Annotated in this window: 17 protein-coding genes; 7 read left to right on the top strand and 10 right to left on the bottom strand. The window is 73.7% G+C overall.

Features of this window, described 5'->3' with window-relative positions:
* Positions 1-14 precede the first annotated feature (14 nt).
* Entirely contained in the window at positions 15-1,937 is a 1,923-nt protein-coding gene (locus tag ACFPGP_RS06755) for a penicillin-binding transpeptidase domain-containing protein (protein WP_378588616.1), read from the bottom strand.
* 113 nt (positions 1,938-2,050) lie between these two features.
* Here ACFPGP_RS06755 and ACFPGP_RS06750 point away from each other — a divergent pair, with 113 nt between their 5' ends.
* Positions 2,051-2,653: an ankyrin repeat domain-containing protein gene (locus tag ACFPGP_RS06750; protein WP_378588614.1), complete on the top strand. Its 603-nt coding sequence runs from the start codon at positions 2,051-2,053 to the stop codon at positions 2,651-2,653.
* A 14-nt stretch (positions 2,654-2,667) separates the two neighbouring features.
* Here ACFPGP_RS06750 and ACFPGP_RS06745 read toward each other — a convergent pair whose 3' ends face one another.
* From ACFPGP_RS06745 to ACFPGP_RS06730, 4 genes are all read right to left on the bottom strand, one after another.
* On the bottom strand, positions 2,668-3,669 hold the full coding sequence (locus ACFPGP_RS06745; RefSeq protein ID WP_378588612.1) for an SGNH/GDSL hydrolase family protein: 1,002 nt from the start codon (positions 3,667-3,669) through the stop codon (positions 2,668-2,670).
* An 81-nt stretch (positions 3,670-3,750) separates the two neighbouring features.
* Positions 3,751-5,490, bottom strand: a complete 1,740-nt coding sequence (locus ACFPGP_RS06740; RefSeq protein WP_378588610.1) for a DEAD/DEAH box helicase — start codon at positions 5,488-5,490, stop codon at positions 3,751-3,753.
* A 133-nt stretch (positions 5,491-5,623) separates the two neighbouring features.
* Positions 5,624-7,447: a glutamine--fructose-6-phosphate transaminase (isomerizing) gene (glmS, locus tag ACFPGP_RS06735; protein ID WP_378588608.1), complete on the bottom strand. Its 1,824-nt coding sequence runs from the start codon at positions 7,445-7,447 to the stop codon at positions 5,624-5,626.
* A 13-nt stretch (positions 7,448-7,460) separates the two neighbouring features.
* Entirely contained in the window at positions 7,461-7,724 is a 264-nt protein-coding gene (locus ACFPGP_RS06730) for a hypothetical protein (RefSeq protein WP_378588605.1), read from the bottom strand.
* A gap of 243 nt (positions 7,725-7,967) precedes the next feature.
* Here ACFPGP_RS06730 and ACFPGP_RS06725 point away from each other — a divergent pair, with 243 nt between their 5' ends.
* The 3 genes from ACFPGP_RS06725 to ACFPGP_RS06715 are packed head-to-tail and all read left to right on the top strand — an operon-like array spanning position 7,968 to position 10,179.
* Positions 7,968-8,117: a hypothetical protein gene (locus ACFPGP_RS06725; protein ID WP_378588603.1), complete on the top strand. Its 150-nt coding sequence runs from the start codon at positions 7,968-7,970 to the stop codon at positions 8,115-8,117.
* Between the two features lie 48 nt (positions 8,118-8,165).
* Complete coding sequence (locus ACFPGP_RS06720; RefSeq protein WP_378588601.1) at positions 8,166-9,350, top strand: acyl-CoA dehydrogenase family protein; 1,185 nt, start codon at positions 8,166-8,168, stop codon at positions 9,348-9,350.
* 22 nt (positions 9,351-9,372) lie between these two features.
* On the top strand, positions 9,373-10,179 hold the full coding sequence (locus ACFPGP_RS06715) for a methyltransferase domain-containing protein (protein WP_378588599.1): 807 nt from the start codon (positions 9,373-9,375) through the stop codon (positions 10,177-10,179).
* Positions 10,180-10,187: 8 nt separating this feature from the next.
* On the opposite strand, the gene ACFPGP_RS06710 is transcribed toward ACFPGP_RS06715, so the two are convergent.
* On the bottom strand, positions 10,188-10,607 hold the full coding sequence (locus tag ACFPGP_RS06710; RefSeq protein ID WP_378588597.1) for a hypothetical protein: 420 nt from the start codon (positions 10,605-10,607) through the stop codon (positions 10,188-10,190).
* Positions 10,600-10,965, bottom strand: coding sequence for a hypothetical protein (locus tag ACFPGP_RS06705; RefSeq protein ID WP_378588594.1), 366 nt, complete (start codon positions 10,963-10,965; stop codon positions 10,600-10,602). Before ACFPGP_RS06705 ends, ACFPGP_RS06710 begins: the two co-directional genes overlap by 8 nt.
* Before the next feature lie 125 nt (positions 10,966-11,090).
* Here ACFPGP_RS06705 and ACFPGP_RS06700 point away from each other — a divergent pair, with 125 nt between their 5' ends.
* Positions 11,091-11,699: a YceI family protein gene (locus tag ACFPGP_RS06700; RefSeq protein WP_378588591.1), complete on the top strand. Its 609-nt coding sequence runs from the start codon at positions 11,091-11,093 to the stop codon at positions 11,697-11,699.
* Positions 11,700-11,796: 97 nt separating this feature from the next.
* A complete protein-coding gene (locus ACFPGP_RS06695; protein ID WP_378588589.1) occupies positions 11,797-12,702 on the top strand; it encodes a GNAT family N-acetyltransferase in 906 nt (301 codons plus the stop codon).
* A 15-nt stretch (positions 12,703-12,717) separates the two neighbouring features.
* Here the strand turns inward: ACFPGP_RS06695 and ACFPGP_RS06690 are convergent, their stop codons facing one another.
* Positions 12,718-13,560: a calcium-binding protein gene (locus ACFPGP_RS06690; RefSeq protein WP_378588586.1), complete on the bottom strand. Its 843-nt coding sequence runs from the start codon at positions 13,558-13,560 to the stop codon at positions 12,718-12,720.
* Between the two features lie 100 nt (positions 13,561-13,660).
* Here ACFPGP_RS06690 and ACFPGP_RS06685 point away from each other — a divergent pair, with 100 nt between their 5' ends.
* Positions 13,661-14,107, top strand: a complete 447-nt coding sequence (locus ACFPGP_RS06685; RefSeq protein ID WP_378588584.1) for a hypothetical protein — start codon at positions 13,661-13,663, stop codon at positions 14,105-14,107.
* Here the strand turns inward: ACFPGP_RS06685 and ACFPGP_RS06680 are convergent.
* A complete protein-coding gene (locus ACFPGP_RS06680; RefSeq protein WP_378588582.1) occupies positions 14,100-14,705 on the bottom strand; it encodes a hypothetical protein in 606 nt (201 codons plus the stop codon). The two genes, ACFPGP_RS06685 and ACFPGP_RS06680, sit on opposite strands and share 8 nt — an antisense overlap.
* A complete protein-coding gene (locus ACFPGP_RS06675; RefSeq protein ID WP_378588579.1) occupies positions 14,702-15,802 on the bottom strand; it encodes an FUSC family protein in 1,101 nt (366 codons plus the stop codon). Before ACFPGP_RS06675 ends, ACFPGP_RS06680 begins: the two co-directional genes overlap by 4 nt.
* Positions 15,803-15,837: the final 35 nt, after the last annotated feature.

The following is a 15,837-nucleotide window of genomic DNA, read 5'->3' as shown; positions in this document are numbered from 1 at the left end:
TATGACGCAGCGGCTCAGCGCAGGGTGCGCGCGTCGCGCAGGAACTGCTCGAGGATCGGCCCGGCGGTGCCCGAGCCCGAGTCACCCTCCTCGACGAAGACCGCGACCGCGAGGTCGCCCTGGGCCGCGATCATCCAGGCGTGGGTGCGCAACGACCCGTCGTCGGCGGTGAACTCCGCCGTGCCGGTCTTCGCGATCACCGGCGGGCCGGGCACGTCCGCGAGCAGGCTCCCCGAGCCCGAGGTGACCACGCCCCGCAGCATCGAGCGCAGCGCGGAGGCCTCGCGACCGGTGAGGGGCGCGACGTCGGCCGGCTCCACGTCGTACGACGTGACCAGGCGCGGCAGCACCCGCTCGCCCTGCTGCACCGAGGCGATCACGGCCGCCATCACCATCGGTGAGGCGAGGATCCGGCCCTGACCGATCAGGTCGGCAGCGGCCTCGGTCTCCGACTTCGCCCGCGGCACCTGCCCGAAGTAGGACGGGAAGCCGAGGTCGTGGTCGACCCCGAGCCCGAGCGAGGCAGCCGCGTCGGCCAGGTCGCCCTCCTTCACCTTGCCGGCCTGGCTGATGAAGGCGGTGTTGCACGAGTTGGCGACGGCGGTGCGCAGCGGGATCTGGCCGAGAGCGGAGGACGGGTAGTCGTCGTAGTTCTCGAAGCGCTTGCCGTCGACGGTGATCGACGTGGTGCACGGCACCGTCGCCTCAGGGGTCAGCCCGGCCCGCAGCAGCGCCAGGCTGCTGACGCTCTTGAACGTCGAGCCCGGCGCGAACTGCCCGTAGGTCGCCATGTTGTAGCCGTCGGTGCCCGGCCCGTTGGCGGCGACGAGCAGGTCGCCGGTCGAGGGCTGCAGCGCCACCAGCGCACTCGCGGGGGGCACGTCGGACAGCAGGTCCTCGGCGGCGAGCTGGAGGTCCTGGTCGAGGGTCAGCCGCAGCGGCTCGCCGTCGACGGCGGCCTCACGGAAGAGCTCGCGGGCCTTGCCGCTGGGCTTCACCGCCTCGACCACGACCCCCGGCGTGCCGCCGAGCTGCTCGTCGTAGCGCGCCTGCAGGCCCGAGAGACCGGCCACGTCACCCGGCCGGTAGCGCTCGGGGTCCTCCTCGACCATCTCCGCGGTCACCTCGCCGATGGTGCCGAGGATCGGCGCGGCGAACTCCTTGGTCGCGGCCAGCGCCCGCTCGTCGTTGAGGGCGAGCGCGCCGTCGATGTCCTCGTACTGCGAGGCGACGCGGTCGGGGAATTCCTCGCGCCGATAGGTGATGGCCTCGACGAACTGTGCGTCGCCGGCCGCCTCGACCCGCTTGACGTACGACGCGGCGTCGATGCCGAGCAGGCCCGCGAGCTGCCGCGCCGAGTCGCCCGCCCGGGCCTTCGGGACCTGCGAGCGGTCGATGCCGACCCGCACCACGGGTCGCTCGGTGACCAGCGCGGTGCCGTGCGCCCCCACGATGTCGGCCCGCTCGGCAGCCAGCGTCGAGGCGTCGAGCACCTCGCCACCGGTCAGCGACGGCTCCACCAGCGTCGGGGTCCAGGCGACCTGCCACTCGTCATCGACGTAGCGCAGCGCGGCGTCGGCCTGGTAGGCCCACTCCTGCTCGCCCAGCGGCCACGACCAAGCCAGCGTGGCCTGCGCGGTCGGCGCGCTGCCGTCCTCGTCGACGTCGGAGACCTCGGCCACCTCGACCGAGGGCTCGACCCCGCCCATGCCCTCGACGAGCGGCTCGTACTGCCGGGCCGCCTCGTCGGGCTGGGTGTCGGTGAAGGCGATGCCCTCGAGCTCGCCCGACGCCAGGCCCGCGGCCAGCGCCGCGGCGGCGTCGTCGGGGGCGGGGGTCTCCGCGGCGGCGTCGCACCCGGCGAGCAGCCCGCCGGCCAGCACCCCTCCCACCGCGACCCGCAGGACTCCCGAGAATCTCATCCCCACGACCGGCATGCCGTCGGTTCTACCATCCGTGCCGCAGCCGGCGGACGCCGCCACCGGACGTGCTTCACTGGCCGCATGCTCGCCGGGCGCCTCCTCGTCGTGGCCCTGCTCGCACTCACCGCGTGCAGCGCCGAGGACTCCGTCGGCAGTGCCCCCGCAGGCGACCCGAGCCCCACCACCGGGGCGCCCGGTCCCACCCGGCCGACCGCCAAGGTCGAGCCGACCGCAGCCGGTCCGGCCGCGGAGGTGCAGCCCCGCTGCTCGTCGCCGTCACCCGTGACCGACTCGACGTCGCCCGGCTGCTGCTCCACCACGGAGCCGACCCCGACGCCCTCGACGACCGCCACGACACCCCGTGGCTCGTCACCGGTGTCACCGGTTCGGTGCCGATGGCAGAGCTGCTCCTGGGCCACGACCCCGACCTGACCCTCCGCAACCGGTACGGCGGCGTCTCGATCATCCCCGCCTCCGAGCGGGGCCACGTCGCCTACGTCCGTCGGGTGGCCCGCACGTCGATCGACGTCAACCACGTCAACGACCTCGGGTGGACGGCCCTCCTCGAGGCGGTCATCCTCGGCGACGGCTCACGCCCGTACGTCGAGATCGTCGACATCCTCCTCGACCACGGCGCCGATCGCGACCTCGCCGATGCGGACGGTGTCACGCCGCTCGAGCACGCCCGCGCCCGGGGCTACGACGCGATCGCGCGCCGCCTGACCCGCTGACCGAGGCCCGGGCGCTACTGGCGGGCAAGCCACCGGTCGAGGTCGAAGCCGGTCGCCCGCGCGCGCTCGCGGAGCACCGCGGGCGTGGGTGCGCGGAACGTCTCGGGGGTGATCGCGGCGTCGGCGTCGGCGTAGGTCCGCTGCCAGGCGGCCTGCTCGTCGCCGGCTGCCGCCGCGGCGCGGACGACGGCGCGGGTCACCGTGAGCGTCGCGCCCGTGAGCAGCGGGCTGACGGTGGGCGCGTAGCCGGACGCGTGGCCGGAGCGGTTGGGGTGGTAGCTCTCGCTGATGGGGTAGGACAACCCGTTGAGCCACTCGACGTCGTTGCAGACCGCGTGCCCGACGAAGCGGCCGGTCGGGTTGGCGAACGAGAAGCCCCTCGCCGCCGCCTGCCCCGACGTCGTGCTGTTGAGCAGGTCGGCGGTGGCGTTGAGCCGCGACTCCTCGGCCGGGGAGAACCAGGTGCCGGCGTTGCAGTCCTCGCCGTTGAAGATCCGCGGGTAGCCGACCACCACGACCTTGGCGTACGGCGCCCGGGTGCGGATCGAGGCGTACAGCGTCGACAGGGCGCCGGGCAGTGTGGTGGTGATGTAGGACTGCGCCTTGTCGATGGCGCCGTTGCAGTTGCTGGCCCACCACGGCTGCGCGCACTCGGTGAGCACGTCGGCGAAGCCGGCGTCGTTGCCACCGACGGAGATCGTCACGTAGCGGGTCGACGTCGACAGGGCGCTCAGCTGGGTGCTGGTGACGGTCGGGATCGTCGCGCCCGAGCAGGCGCGGAAGTTCAGCGCGTAGCCGCGCGCGGCCGCGACCAGGCTCGGGTAGGCGTAGGTCGAGCGCTGGCAGGAGGTGCCGTCGCTGAGGTAGGAGCGGGTGCCGGTGCCCGAGGAGTAGGAGTCGCCGAGCGCGACGTACGGCGGAGCAGCTGCGTGCGCGGGTGGCGCGGTGACGGCGAGCAGCGGGGCGGCGAGGGCGGCCGCGGCGGCGAGGACGGTGAGCAGGGAGCGACGGGGCATGCCGAGCACCTCCGGTGACGGGTCACCCGAGTGTGACCGCGGTCACTCAAGCAGCCGGCGCCGACACCCCACAAGGGTCGCTCAGCCCTTGCGGTGCCGCTCCTTGCGGGGCGGGCGGTCGTCGGCCCGCTCGGGGCGGGGTCCGCGGCGCGGCCCGTTGTCGCGGCGCAGCTCGATCAGCTTGCCGGAGATGCGGGTGCTCGCCAGCGCCTCCTCGGTGCCGGGGGGCAGCTCGGCCGGGAGCTCGACGAGCGAGAAGTCGGGGCGGATGGTGATCGCGCCGAAGTCGCGCCGCGACAGCCCGCCCTCGTTCGCCAGCGCACCGACGATCTGGCGGGGCTCGACCTTGTGCCGGCGCCCGACGTTGATCCGGTACGTCGCCAGCGGCGGGCCGTCGCCCCGGCGTCGCGGCTCGCGGGTCGGGCGCTCGCCGCGGTCCGCGCGCTCGGGCCGCTCGCCACGCTCGCGGCGGACCGGCTCGGGCTCGAGCAGCAGCGGAGTGTCGCCCTGCGCCACGATCGCCAGCGCCGCAGCGACGTCGGCCTCCGGCACGTCGTGCTCACCGACGTAGTGGCCGACCACGTCGCGGAAGAAGGCGATCCGCTCGGAGTCGCCGAGCGCGGCCGTGATGGCGTCGTCGAAGCGGGCGAGCCGGGTGACGTTGACGTCGTCCACGGTCGGCAGCTGCATCACCGTCAGCGGCTGGCGCGTGGTCTTCTCGATCGACTTGAGCAGGTAGCGCTCGCGCGGCGTGACGAACGAGATCGCCTCGCCGCTGCGACCGGCGCGGCCGGTGCGGCCGATCCGGTGCACGTAGGACTCGGGGTCGGTCGGGATGTCGAAGTTGACGACGTGGCTGATCCGCTCGACGTCGAGGCCGCGGGCCGCGACGTCGGTGGCGACCAGGATGTCGAGCTTGCCGGCGCGCAGCTGGTTGACCGTGCGCTCGCGCTGCGGCTGGGCGATGTCGCCGTTGATCGCGGCGGCGCTGAAGCCGCGGGCGCGCAGCTTCTCGGCCAGCGTCTCGGTCTCGTGCTTGGTGCGCACGAAGACGATCACGCCCTCGAAATTCTCGACCTCGAGGATCCGCGTCAGCGCGTCGGTCTTCTGCGGGTAGGAGACCGTCAGCACCCGCTGGGTGATGTTCGCCGCGGTGGCGGTCTTGTTCTTGACCGTGATCTCTTCGGCGTCGCGGAGGTACTTCTTCGAGATCCGGCGGATCGCCGGCGGCATCGTCGCCGAGAAGAGCGCGACGTTCTTCTCGTCCGGAGTGGAGGCCAGGATCGTCTCGACGTCCTCGGCGAAGCCCATGTTGAGCATCTCGTCGGCCTCGTCGAGCACCAGGAACCGCAGCTGCGACAGGTCGAGCGTGCCCTTGTCGAGGTGGTCCATGATCCGGCCCGGCGTGCCGACGACGACGTGGACGCCGCGGCGCAGGGCCGAGAGCTGCACGCCGTACCCCTGACCGCCGTAGACCGGGAGCACGTGCACGCCCGGGATGTGCGCGGCGTACCGCTCGAAGGCCTCGCACACCTGCACCGCGAGCTCGCGGGTCGGCGCCAGCACCAGCGCCTGGGGCGCCTTCTGGCTGCGGTCGAGCCTGGAGAGGATCGGCAGCGCGAACGCCGCGGTCTTGCCGGTGCCGGTCTGCGCGAGGCCCACGACGTCGCGGCCCTCGAGGAGGGTCGGGATGGTCGCGGCCTGGATCGGGGTCGGCGTCTCGTACCCGACGTCGCGCAGCACCTTGAGCACGCGGTCGTCGAGCCCGAGGTCGGCAAAGGTGATCTCCGGGGCCACGGGCTCGTCAGCGTCGTCGGGCATGGGTGCCACGGTAGGGCTTCGCGCGGGTCAGCGGGGATTCGTCGTCGCGGCGACGTCCGTCACGCGGGCGACCATCTCCGCCACCTCGCGTCGCCATTTCTCCCACCTCGCGTCGCCACTTCTCCCACCTCGGCTACTCGACGGTGACCGACTTGGCGAGGTTGCGGGGCTTGTCGATGTCGTGGCCGAGGTGGAGGGCGGCGTGGTAGGCCAGGACCTGCAGCGGGATGGTGAGGAGGATCGGGTCGAGCTCCTTCTCGTTGCGGGGGACGTCGATCCGGGTCGCGGGGAGACCGCCGAGATCGAGGCCCTCGTGGGTGACCACGACGAGCGGGCCGCCGCGGGCGGCGATCTCGTGCAGAGCGCCGACGTTGCGGTCGGTGAGCTCGTCGTCGGGCACGATCGCGACCGTCGGCACGGCCGGGGAGATCAGCGCGAGCGGGCCGTGCTTGAGCTCGGAGGTCTGGTAGGCCTCGGCGTGGCGGTAGGAGATCTCCTTGAACTTCTGCGCGCCCTCGCGGGCCACCGGGAAGCCACGCACCCGGCCGACGAAGAACAGGCTCTCGGCCTTGGCCAGCTCCCGCGCGGTCTCGGCCAGCGCGTCCTCCTGCGCGAGCACGGCCTCGACCTGCTCGGGCAGCGCCTCCAGCCCGGCGATCAGGCGGCGTCCGTCGGCGATCGAGAGGTCGCGCACCCGGCCGAGCTGCAGCGCGAGCAGCGCGAAGCCGAGGAACATCGTGGTCAGCGCCTTGGTCGAGGCCACCGCGACCTCCGGGCCGGCGTGCAGGTAGAGGCCGCCGTCGCACTCGCGCGCGATCGCGCTGCCGACGACGTTGACCAGGCCGATGCAACGCCCGCCCTTGCGGCGCACCTCCTGCACGGCGAGCAGGGTGTCGATGGTCTCGCCCGACTGGCTGACCGCGACGTAGAGCGTGTCGGGCTCGATCACCGGGTCGCGGTAGCGGAACTCGCTGGCGGCCTCGGCGTCGGCGGGGATCCGGGCCAGCTCCTCGATGAGCAGGGCGCCCATCTGGCCGACGTAGTACGCCGACCCGCAGCCGAGCACCTTGACCCGCTGGATCTCGCGGGTCTCGCGGGCGTCGAGGTTGAGGCCGCCGAGGTGCGCGGTCGCGAAGCGCTTGTCGAGCCGGCCGCTGACCACGCGGCGCGCGGCCTCGGGCTGCTCGAGCATCTCCTTGCGCATGTACGACGCGTGCTCGCCCGCCTCGTAGGCCTCCGGGTCGAGGTCGAGCGTCGTCGCCTCCCGCGTGGTGCGGGTGAGGTCGTCGCGGAAGGTGGAGAAGCCCGCGGCGGTGACCGTGGCGAGCTCACCGTCCTCGAGGTGGGCCACGGTCGTGGTGTGCCGCACGATCGCGGCGAGGTCGGAGGCGACGTACATCTCCTTGTCGCCGACACCGACCAGGAGCGGGCTGCCGTTGCGGGCCGCGACGATCCGGTCGGGGAAGTCGGCGTGCACCACGGCCAGTCCCCAGGTGCCGGTGACGACGGCCAGCGCGTCGCGCACCTTGCCCTCGAGGGTGTCGGCCGTCGAGGCCGCCACCAGGTGAGCGATCACCTCGGTGTCGGTGTCGGAGACCAGGTCCACTCCCTGGGCGGTCAGGCGGTCGCGCAGGGCGGCGGCGTTGTCGATGATCCCGTTGTGCACCACGGCGACGCGGCCGCTGGTGTCGGTGTGGGGGTGGGCGTTGACGTCGGTGGCCGGGCCGTGGGTGGCCCAGCGGGTGTGGCCGATGCCGACCTTCCCGCCGAAGCGCCTGGGCAGCCCGTCGGCCAGCTCGCGCACCCGCCCGGCGCGCTTGGCCACGCGCACCCCGGCACTGCCGCCGAGCACGGCCAGCCCGGCCGAGTCGTAGCCGCGGTGCTCGAGCCGGCCGAGCCCCTCGAGCAGCAGCGGGGCAGCCTGGTGGCCGCCGACGTACCCGACGATCCCGCACATGTTCTTCTCCCTCTCACCCGTAGACGATGCGACGCAGCTGGCGCTCGGAGAGCGGCGGCGGCGCGACCACGCGCGTCGCCAGCTCCTCGGCGATCCGGGCGAAGATCTCGGCGTTCTTCGCGCCGTAGGTCTTCAGCCGCGCGTGCCGCCGGCGGACGTACTCCTCGAGCGTCTCGGCGTGGAAGGCCACGACGTCCTCGACCACCCGGGCCGCCTCGCCCGGCGTCAGGCCGGTGCTGGCGACGAGGCGGGCGACGAGCTCCGGATCGGCGGTCACGAGGCACGACGGTGCACGTCATCCAGCCGTTCGCGCAACTTCCTGCCCGGAATCGGGCAGGAACACTCGGATGCGCGCTCACCCGCGCACCCGGGACCACAGACCCGCCGGGGAGGGCGCGCATCCGTCCGGAGGCATATTCGGGCCTCCAGTGGAGCCGCCACACCGAAATCGGCCGGATTGCACCCCCTCCGGTGGGGATGCGCTAGTGTTGGTGAACAGAAGGTGAACAGGAGGTGTCCCATGCCAGACCGACAGGCGACCGAACGGCTCGTCCAGCACTGGGTCACGGTCACGGACACGTCCGGCCGGACCCACCTCGAGGCCCGCTGGGCCGTCGAGGCTCCGCACGCCCCCCGCACGGCGGCGCCCCTGCACCCGCACGCGGCCTGAGCCTGACCGGACCACGCCGCCGGGGGCCTGCGGGGTGATGATGTCCCCATGACCACCCCGCTCACGCCGCTGGCACTGCTCGACACCGACTCGCTGATCGACGACGAGGATCGCGCGATCCGCGACACCGTGCGCTCGTTCGTCGACGACCGGCTGCGGCCGGAGATCGCTTCCTGGTACGAGACGGGCGAGGTGCCGGTGCGCGACCTGGCCCTCGAGTTCGGGAAGCTCGGCCTGCTCGGCATGCACCTCACCGGGTACGGCTGCGCCGGCACCAGCCCCACGGCGTACGGCCTGGCCTGCCTGGAGCTCGAGGCCGGCGACTCCGGGCTCCGCTCGGTGGTCTCGGTGCAGGGCTCGCTGGCGATGTACGCGATCTGGAAGCACGGGTCCGACGAGCAGAAGGACACCTGGCTCCCCCGGATGGCCGCGGGCGAGGCGATCGGGTGCTTCGGGCTGACCGAGCCGGACTTCGGCTCCGACCCCGGCGGCATGCGCACCCGCGCAGTGCGTGAGGGCTCCGACTGGGTGCTCACGGGGAACAAGATGTGGATCACCAACGGCACGGTCGCCGACGTCGCGATCGTGTGGGCCCGCACCGACGAGGCCTCGGGCGGGCGGATCCGCGGGTTCGTGGTGCCGACCGACACCCCCGGGTTCAGCGCCCCCGAGATCGCGCACAAGATGTCGCTGCGCGCGTCGGTGACCAGCGAGCTGGTGCTCGACGGCGTCCGGCTGCCGGGCGACGCGGTGCTGCCGGAGGTCGAGGGCCTCTCGGGGCCCCTCTCGTGCCTGACCGAGGCGCGCTTCGGGATCGTGTTCGGGGCGCTCGGTGCCGCCCGCGACTGCCTGGAGACCACGATCCGCTACGTGCAGGAGCGGCAGGTCTTCGGGCGCAGCCTCGCCACCTACCAGCTCACGCAGGCCAAGCTCGCCGACATGTCGGTCGAGCTCGGCAAGGGGATGCTGCTCGCCCTCCAGCTCGGGCGGCTCAAGGGCGAGGGGCGCCTGCAGGCTCCGGCGATCTCGGTCGGCAAGCTCAACAACACCCGCGAGGCGCTCGCGATCGCCCGCGAGTGCCGCACCCTGCTCGGCGCCGCGGGCATCACGCTGGAGTACCCCCTGCTGCGGCACGCCAACAACCTCGAGTCGGTGCTCACCTACGAGGGCACCGCCGAGGTGCACCAGCTCGTGATCGGCCAGGCGCTGACGGGCCAGTCGGCCTTCCGCTGACCCGGCTCCTAGGGTTCCGGGCATGACGCTCTCGGACGCCGACATCTTCGACCAGCACCTCGCGCAGTGGCAGGCGTGGTGCGCCTCCCCGTGGGGCCGGATCCGGTTCGCCGTGGTGGCCGAGACCCTGCGCCGGCAGGTGGTGGTGCTGCAGGAGGCCGCCGGCGGGCGGCCGCTGAGGGTGCTCGACGTCGGCGGAGGCGACGGGCGCGACTCGCGGCCGCTGGCCGCGGCCGGGCACGAGGTGACGATCCTCGACACCTCGGCCGGCATGCTCGGGGTCGCCCGCGGCGAGGCCGAGGCCGCGTGCACCGGCGACCGCGTGCGGCTGGTCGAGGGCTCGCTCGACGAGCTGACCGCACTGGTCGGCACCGGCTTCGACCTGGTGCTCTGCCACTTCGTGCTGCAGTACCGCCCCGCCGGCACCGGGGACCTCGGGCTCCTCGCGGGAGCCCTGGGCGAGGGCGGCCGGCTCTCGGTCGTCGCGCCCAACCCGGCCGGAGCCGTGCTCGGGTCGCTGGTGCGTCGCGGGCCCGCCACCGCGCTCGAGGAGCTCACCCGCGAGACCTCCCAGGCCGTCACCTTCGAGCACGAGGTGCGCAAGATCGACCCCGACGTCATGGCCGCCGACCTCGCGTCGGTCGGCCTCGACGTCGTTGCCCGCTACGGAGCGCGCTGTGCCAACGACCTGCTCGCCGACGACGGACCCAAGCACGACCCGGCGTACTTCGCCGAGCTCGAGCGGCTCGAGCTGGCGCTGTGCGACCGCGAGCCGTTCCTGCGCACCGGCATGGTCTGGCAGCTGGTCGCCCAACGGGCCGCCGGGTAACCCGCGGGCTACCTGCGGGGGCGGGTGTGCCAGAGCCAGGCGAGGCCGCAGAACGGCAGCACGGCCGGCACCCAGCCGTACCCCGCGCCGTACCCGCTCCAGACGGTGTCGTCGGGGAACAGCGAGCGATCGGCGACGGTGAGGGTTCCGACGACGAGGACGCCCACGAGCTCGACGCCGACGGCGGCCCAGGCCAGCGGCGTGGTGCGCGGGCCGGGGCGGGCCAGGCACCAGGTCGCGACGATGTAGACGACGGCGGCGAACGCCGAGAGGCCGTACGCGAGCGGCGCCTCGTCGGCCTTCTGCAGCAGCTGCACGGTCGAGCGCCCCGTCGCGGCGAGGGCGAAGATGCCGTACACCAGCACCAGGACGCGGCCCCACCCGCGGTTGGTGGCGGCGACCGCCGGGGGCGCGGTCGGCTCAGGCACCGGCGTCCCAGACCTGGCTCATGCGCAGCAGCAGCACCGGCACCACGAGGCCGAGCACCACGACGACGGCGGTGCCGGCGCGGGAGCGCTCGCCCAGCGCCCAGACGGCGGCGGCGGGCACGAAGAGCAGCGCGCCGAGCAGGTAGCCGACGAAGACCGCCGCGTTGACGTCGTCGTGCCCCTCGCCCACCAGCGCGACGACCCCGCCCACCGCCTGGACGAGCAGGCCGCCCTCGAGCAGGCCGAGCAGCCCGAGCAGGACGCCGTCGGTGGGCCGGTCCAGCACGACGTAGACGAGCGCGACGACGGCGACCAGCAGCGAGAGCCCGGTGAGCGCGATGGTCAGCGTGTCGTTCACGGTCGCCGATCCTAGGCCGCCGCCGGGTGTGACCCAGACCACAGTGTCTCGGGAATGGAATCGGACTGCAGTCCGTTTGAAGAGTTGAAGTTTCAACCACCACAGGCAGGGAACAGGAGCACACCATGAACTTCTTCAACCGCAAGAACGGCACCGACGTCCTCGAGCACGAGGGCTTCGACGCAGCCACCTCCGCCGTCGAGGACATCTCCGGCAACTACACGCTCGACGTGACCCACAGCCGCCTCGGCTTCTCCGCCCGGCACGCGATGGTCACCACCGTCCGCGGCGCCTTCCCGGCGTTCGAGGGCACCGCGACCATCGACACCGCGAACCCGGCCGCGTCCTCCGTCCGGCTGACGATCGACGTCGCGAGCGTCGACACCGGCACCCCCGACCGCGACGGCCACCTGCGCTCGGCCGACTTCTTCGACGTCGAGAACTTCCCGACCATGACCTTCGTCTCGACCGAGGTCGAGCGCCGAGGCAACGAGTGGGCGATCACCGGCGACCTGACCATCAAGGACGTCACCAAGCCCGTCACCGTGCTGTTCGAGGAGACCGGCTCGGCCCGCGACCCGTTCGGCAACCTGCGCGTCGGCTTCGAGGGCGAGGCCACCATCAACCGCAAGGACTGGGACCTCACCTGGAACGCCGCGCTCGAGACCGGCGGCGTCCTGGTCTCGGAGAAGATCAAGCTCGGCTTCGACATCTCCGCGATCCGCAACGCCTGACCGCTCCCCTTCCCAGCCCGGCCGGGGCCGCACCGCATCCGTCATACGACGGAAAATGGTGCGGCCCCGTCGGTCATTTCGTGCTCCACTACCGCCCATGCCCGCACCGCTCTCGCTGCCCGACGGCCTCGTCGAGCGCCCGCTGAACCCCGCTGATGCCGCCGCCGTCACCGCCGTGATGGCCGCCCAGGAGCTCGTCGACGTCGGCGAGGTCGTGATCGAGGAGGCCGACATCGTCGGCGACTGGCAGCGCCCCGGGTACGACGTCCCCGCCAGCACCGTCGGCGTCCTCGACGGCGACACCCTCGTCGCCTACGCCGAGGTGGCGCACGCCGACCGCGGCGACGCCGCCGTCCACCCCGACTACCGCGGGCGCGGCATCGGCACCGCCCTGGCCCGCTGGATGCAGGAGAAGGCACGCGAGAAGGGCAGCACCGTGATCGGGATGCCCGTGCCCGAGGGCTCCGCGGGCGACCGGCTGCTCGCCGACCTCGGCTACCGCGTCCGCTGGACCAGCTGGGTGCTCCAGCTGCCCGAGGGCGCGGTCGTGCCCGACCGCCCGCTGCCCGAGGGGTACGTCGTCCGCGCCGCCGAGCCGGGCGAGCACCGGGCCTGCTGGCAGGTCCAGGAGGACGCCTTCCTCGAGTGGTCCGAGCGCGAGCGCGACACCTTCGAGGAGTGGCAGGCGACGACCACGCTGCGCCCGGGCTTCGAGCCCTGGCAGCTGCGGGTCGTGGTCGACCCCGCCGGCGACGTGGTCGCCGTGGCCCTGCTGCAGATGAACGAGGGGTGCGGCTTCATCTCCCGCCTCGCCACCCGCAAGGACCAGCGCGGGAGGGGCCTGGCCCAGGCGCTCCTCGCCGACACCTTCGGCGTCGCGCGCGCGCACGGAGCCACCCGCTCCGAGCTGAGCACCGACTCGCGCACGGGCGCGCTCGGTCTCTACGAGAAGGTCGGCATGCGGGTCACCTCGACCTGGGTGAACCGCGGCATCGACGTCTGAGCCGACGCGGGGGCGTCAGCAGCGGCCGGTCTCCCAGTGCCGGCAGGTGTCCGCGCCGCCCATGCCGTCGACGTGGTCGTGGCCGGCGCCGGTGTCGATGACGTCGGACCCGACCGACCCCGCGACGCGATCGCGACCGGCGAAGGTCCGCACCCGCAACGGGGTGACCCCTCCGAACACGTCGTCCCTGCTGTCGGTGCCGAGCACCCGCCAGAGCCGGCCGCCGTCGACGTGGAACCGCTCGGCGCCCCGCACGGTGCCGGTCCGGCGCGCGTCGGCGAGCACCCGTCCGCCCTGCAGCCTGAGCTCGGCGGGCGTGCCCGGGGTGGGCGCCGACCTCACCAGCGTCACGAGGTCGACGCCCCCTCCTGCGGCGACGCGGAACCGCTGCCCGTCCGCGAACGCGACGAGCACGATGTCGTCCCCGGCGCCACCGCGAGCCTCGCGCAGCGCGCCGGAGCGGCCTTCGACGATGTCGTTGCCCGGGCCGGCGTACACCCCTCCACCGCCAGCCTCGGGGTTGAGCCGGTCGTCGCCCGGACCACCACGCAGCACGTCTGCGCCGCGGGCGCCCACCAGGTAGTCGCGCCCCCCGCCGCCGAGCACCGTGTCGTGGCCCCGCCCCGCGCACACGACGTCCGAGCCGCCCCCGCCGATGATCGTGTCGTCGCCGCCGTACGCCGCGAACACGTCAGCGCCTGGGGTGCCCACGAGGTCGTCGTCTCCCGACGTCCCGACCACGGTCGCGGTGGTGCCGGAGCACCGCGCAACGGTGGCCGCCGCGGCCACCAGCGCGCTCGGCGTGGTCGGCACGAGCACCGCGCAGGCCACGACGGCGGTCAGGACAGGTCGGAGCACGGCGCCTCCCGGGATCGACGGGGAGCCGAGCCTAGGCCGACGTGGGCCGCGCCGCCGGCAAACCGCCGCACCGGCCACCGGGGACTGCCATGCTGACCGGGTGCGAGGGGGGCGTCTGGCGGGAGCGGTGGCGGCCGTGGTGGTCGCCGCGGTCATCGTCGCGTGGTGGACCACCGGGCGGGGCGGCATCGAGGTCGACGGGCCGGTGGTGTCGCACTCGAACGGCTGGTTCGGCGGCGGCGACTCCATGGACGCGATCGTCGGCGGCACCCTCTCCTACGAGGACGGGTGCCTGCTGCTCGACGGTTCCGCCGTGCTCTGGCCGGGCGGCACCAGCTGGGACGACGGGCGCCAGGTGCTGGTGCTGCCCGACGACACCGAGGTGGCTCCCGGCGACGGCATCCACGGGGGCGGCGGCATGGCCCTCGAGGAGCCGGTGGACGACAGCCAGCTCGACTCCCCGGCCGCGAAGGCGACCGCCGGCTGCCGCGCGGAGGGCGCGAGCCTGGTGGTGTTCAACGCCGACAGCGACCTCGAGGTCAGCTGAGCACGTCCACGGTCGTCACCACCGTCGTGACCGACGGGCGCCGCGGGGTCGAGGAGAAGCCGAAGCGGCACGGCGGGTCGACGGGGGCGAGGGTGCCGAGGTCGGCGCCGTCCCAGGTCCCGGCGAGTGAGGTGACGGCGTGCACGTCGGTGGCGCCGTACGACTCGCGGCGCCCGGCGCGGGCCGCGCCACGGGTCCGGACGCCGCGCAGCACCACCCGGGCGACGGGGTCGGTGAGGGCACACCAGGCCGGGGACTCCGCCAGCCGCGGCGGTACGACGCGCAGCGCGCGGCCGAGCGGGGAGCGCCCGCCGACGCCGAGCGCGGCCTCGAGCGACGGCGCGGTGACCCGCCAGCCGGCGGGCGTCACCTCGACGGTGACCGCCTCGATCCGGGTCTCGTCGAAGGTGTAGGTGGCGGTGACGAAGTGCGCGACCTCCTCGCTCGGCGCCAGCAGGACCCGGTGGCCGGTGGCGTCCTCGAGCATCACGTCGGCGAAGGCGCCGAGCGGGGTGTCGGTCCAGCGACCGACGACGAGGCGGACGCCCGAGGTGGAGCCGGCGCCGGCGATAGCGCCACGGAAGCGGTGCCGGGTCACGGCCGCGCCCGGCGGGCGAAGGGCAGCGGCGGCTGCACCATCGGGTTCGCGGCGGCCACCTCGTCCATGGCGTCGAGGATGTTGCGCAGGTTGACCAGCAGCCCGCCGTACACCGGCCACAGGCGCGTCGTCGAGCCGCTCGCCTCCACCCGCGTGACGAGGTCCGCGAGCAGCACGTGGCACTGCCGGACCGGCTCCGGGTCGGTGCTCGCGATGGCGCGGCCGACCGCACGCAGCACGTCGACGTACCCGTCGCGGAAGTCCGGCCGCCAGCTCACCTCGTCGTCGAGCGCCCGGGTGAGCGTGCGCACGGTGCTCCGGATCTCGGCGAGCGCCTGCTCGACCCGCCGGAGCAGGCCCACCCACTCGCGCGGCTCGCGCAGCACCTGCGCCGAGCGGCGGGGGTTCATCCGGGCGCTCTCCCGGGCCTGACGCACCAGCGACCAGGCCCGGTCGACGTCGTCGTCGAGCTCGGCGACCCGGTCGAGCCACCGCTCGGCGTCGACGTCGTCGAAGCCGCGCTCGACCCCGCCGGCGAGGTCCACCACCAGCTCCCCGAGCCGGTCGTCGAGCTGGTCCATCGCGGCGATGGCGGTGCGCCGCCGCAGCGGCGGCCACACGAGCAGGTTGACCGCGAGGCCGACCCCGATGCCGATGCCGGTGTCGGCCAGCCGCGAGAACAGCATGGTGTCCTCGTCGGTGAAGCCGGTGGTCAGCACGACGAGCGCGGTCGCGGCCAGCGTGGTGCCCTCGGCACCGAACCAGCGCATCGAGCCCAGCAGCAGGCCCACCAGCAGGACCACGGCCACGGCGGTCGCGTCGAGGCTGAGCACGTGGCCGACGGCCCAGGCGAGCACGACGCCGACCACGGCGGCTGCGACCTGTCGGGACCCCTGCGCGAAGGTGCGGTAGACGGTCGAGTGCACGACCAGGAGCGCGGCCCACGGGGCCAGGAACGACTGTGGCAGGTCGAGGACCGTGGTCGCGACCACCCAGGCGATCACCCCGGCTGCCGCCGTCTTCACCAGCTGGATGACCCCGGTCCACAGCACCGGGTCACGCCACCGCTCGCGCCGCGGCGTCGGCGCCGTCGCCATGCCGCCCTCCTTCGCCTCGCTCCTCCCCCTCCGAC

This window comes from Nocardioides taihuensis, from assembly GCF_042657275.1.
Taxonomy (GTDB): domain Bacteria; phylum Actinomycetota; class Actinomycetes; order Propionibacteriales; family Nocardioidaceae; genus Nocardioides; species Nocardioides taihuensis.
Note: the sequence above shows the minus strand (reverse complement) of the source record. Positions and strands in the feature narration are given on the sequence as shown.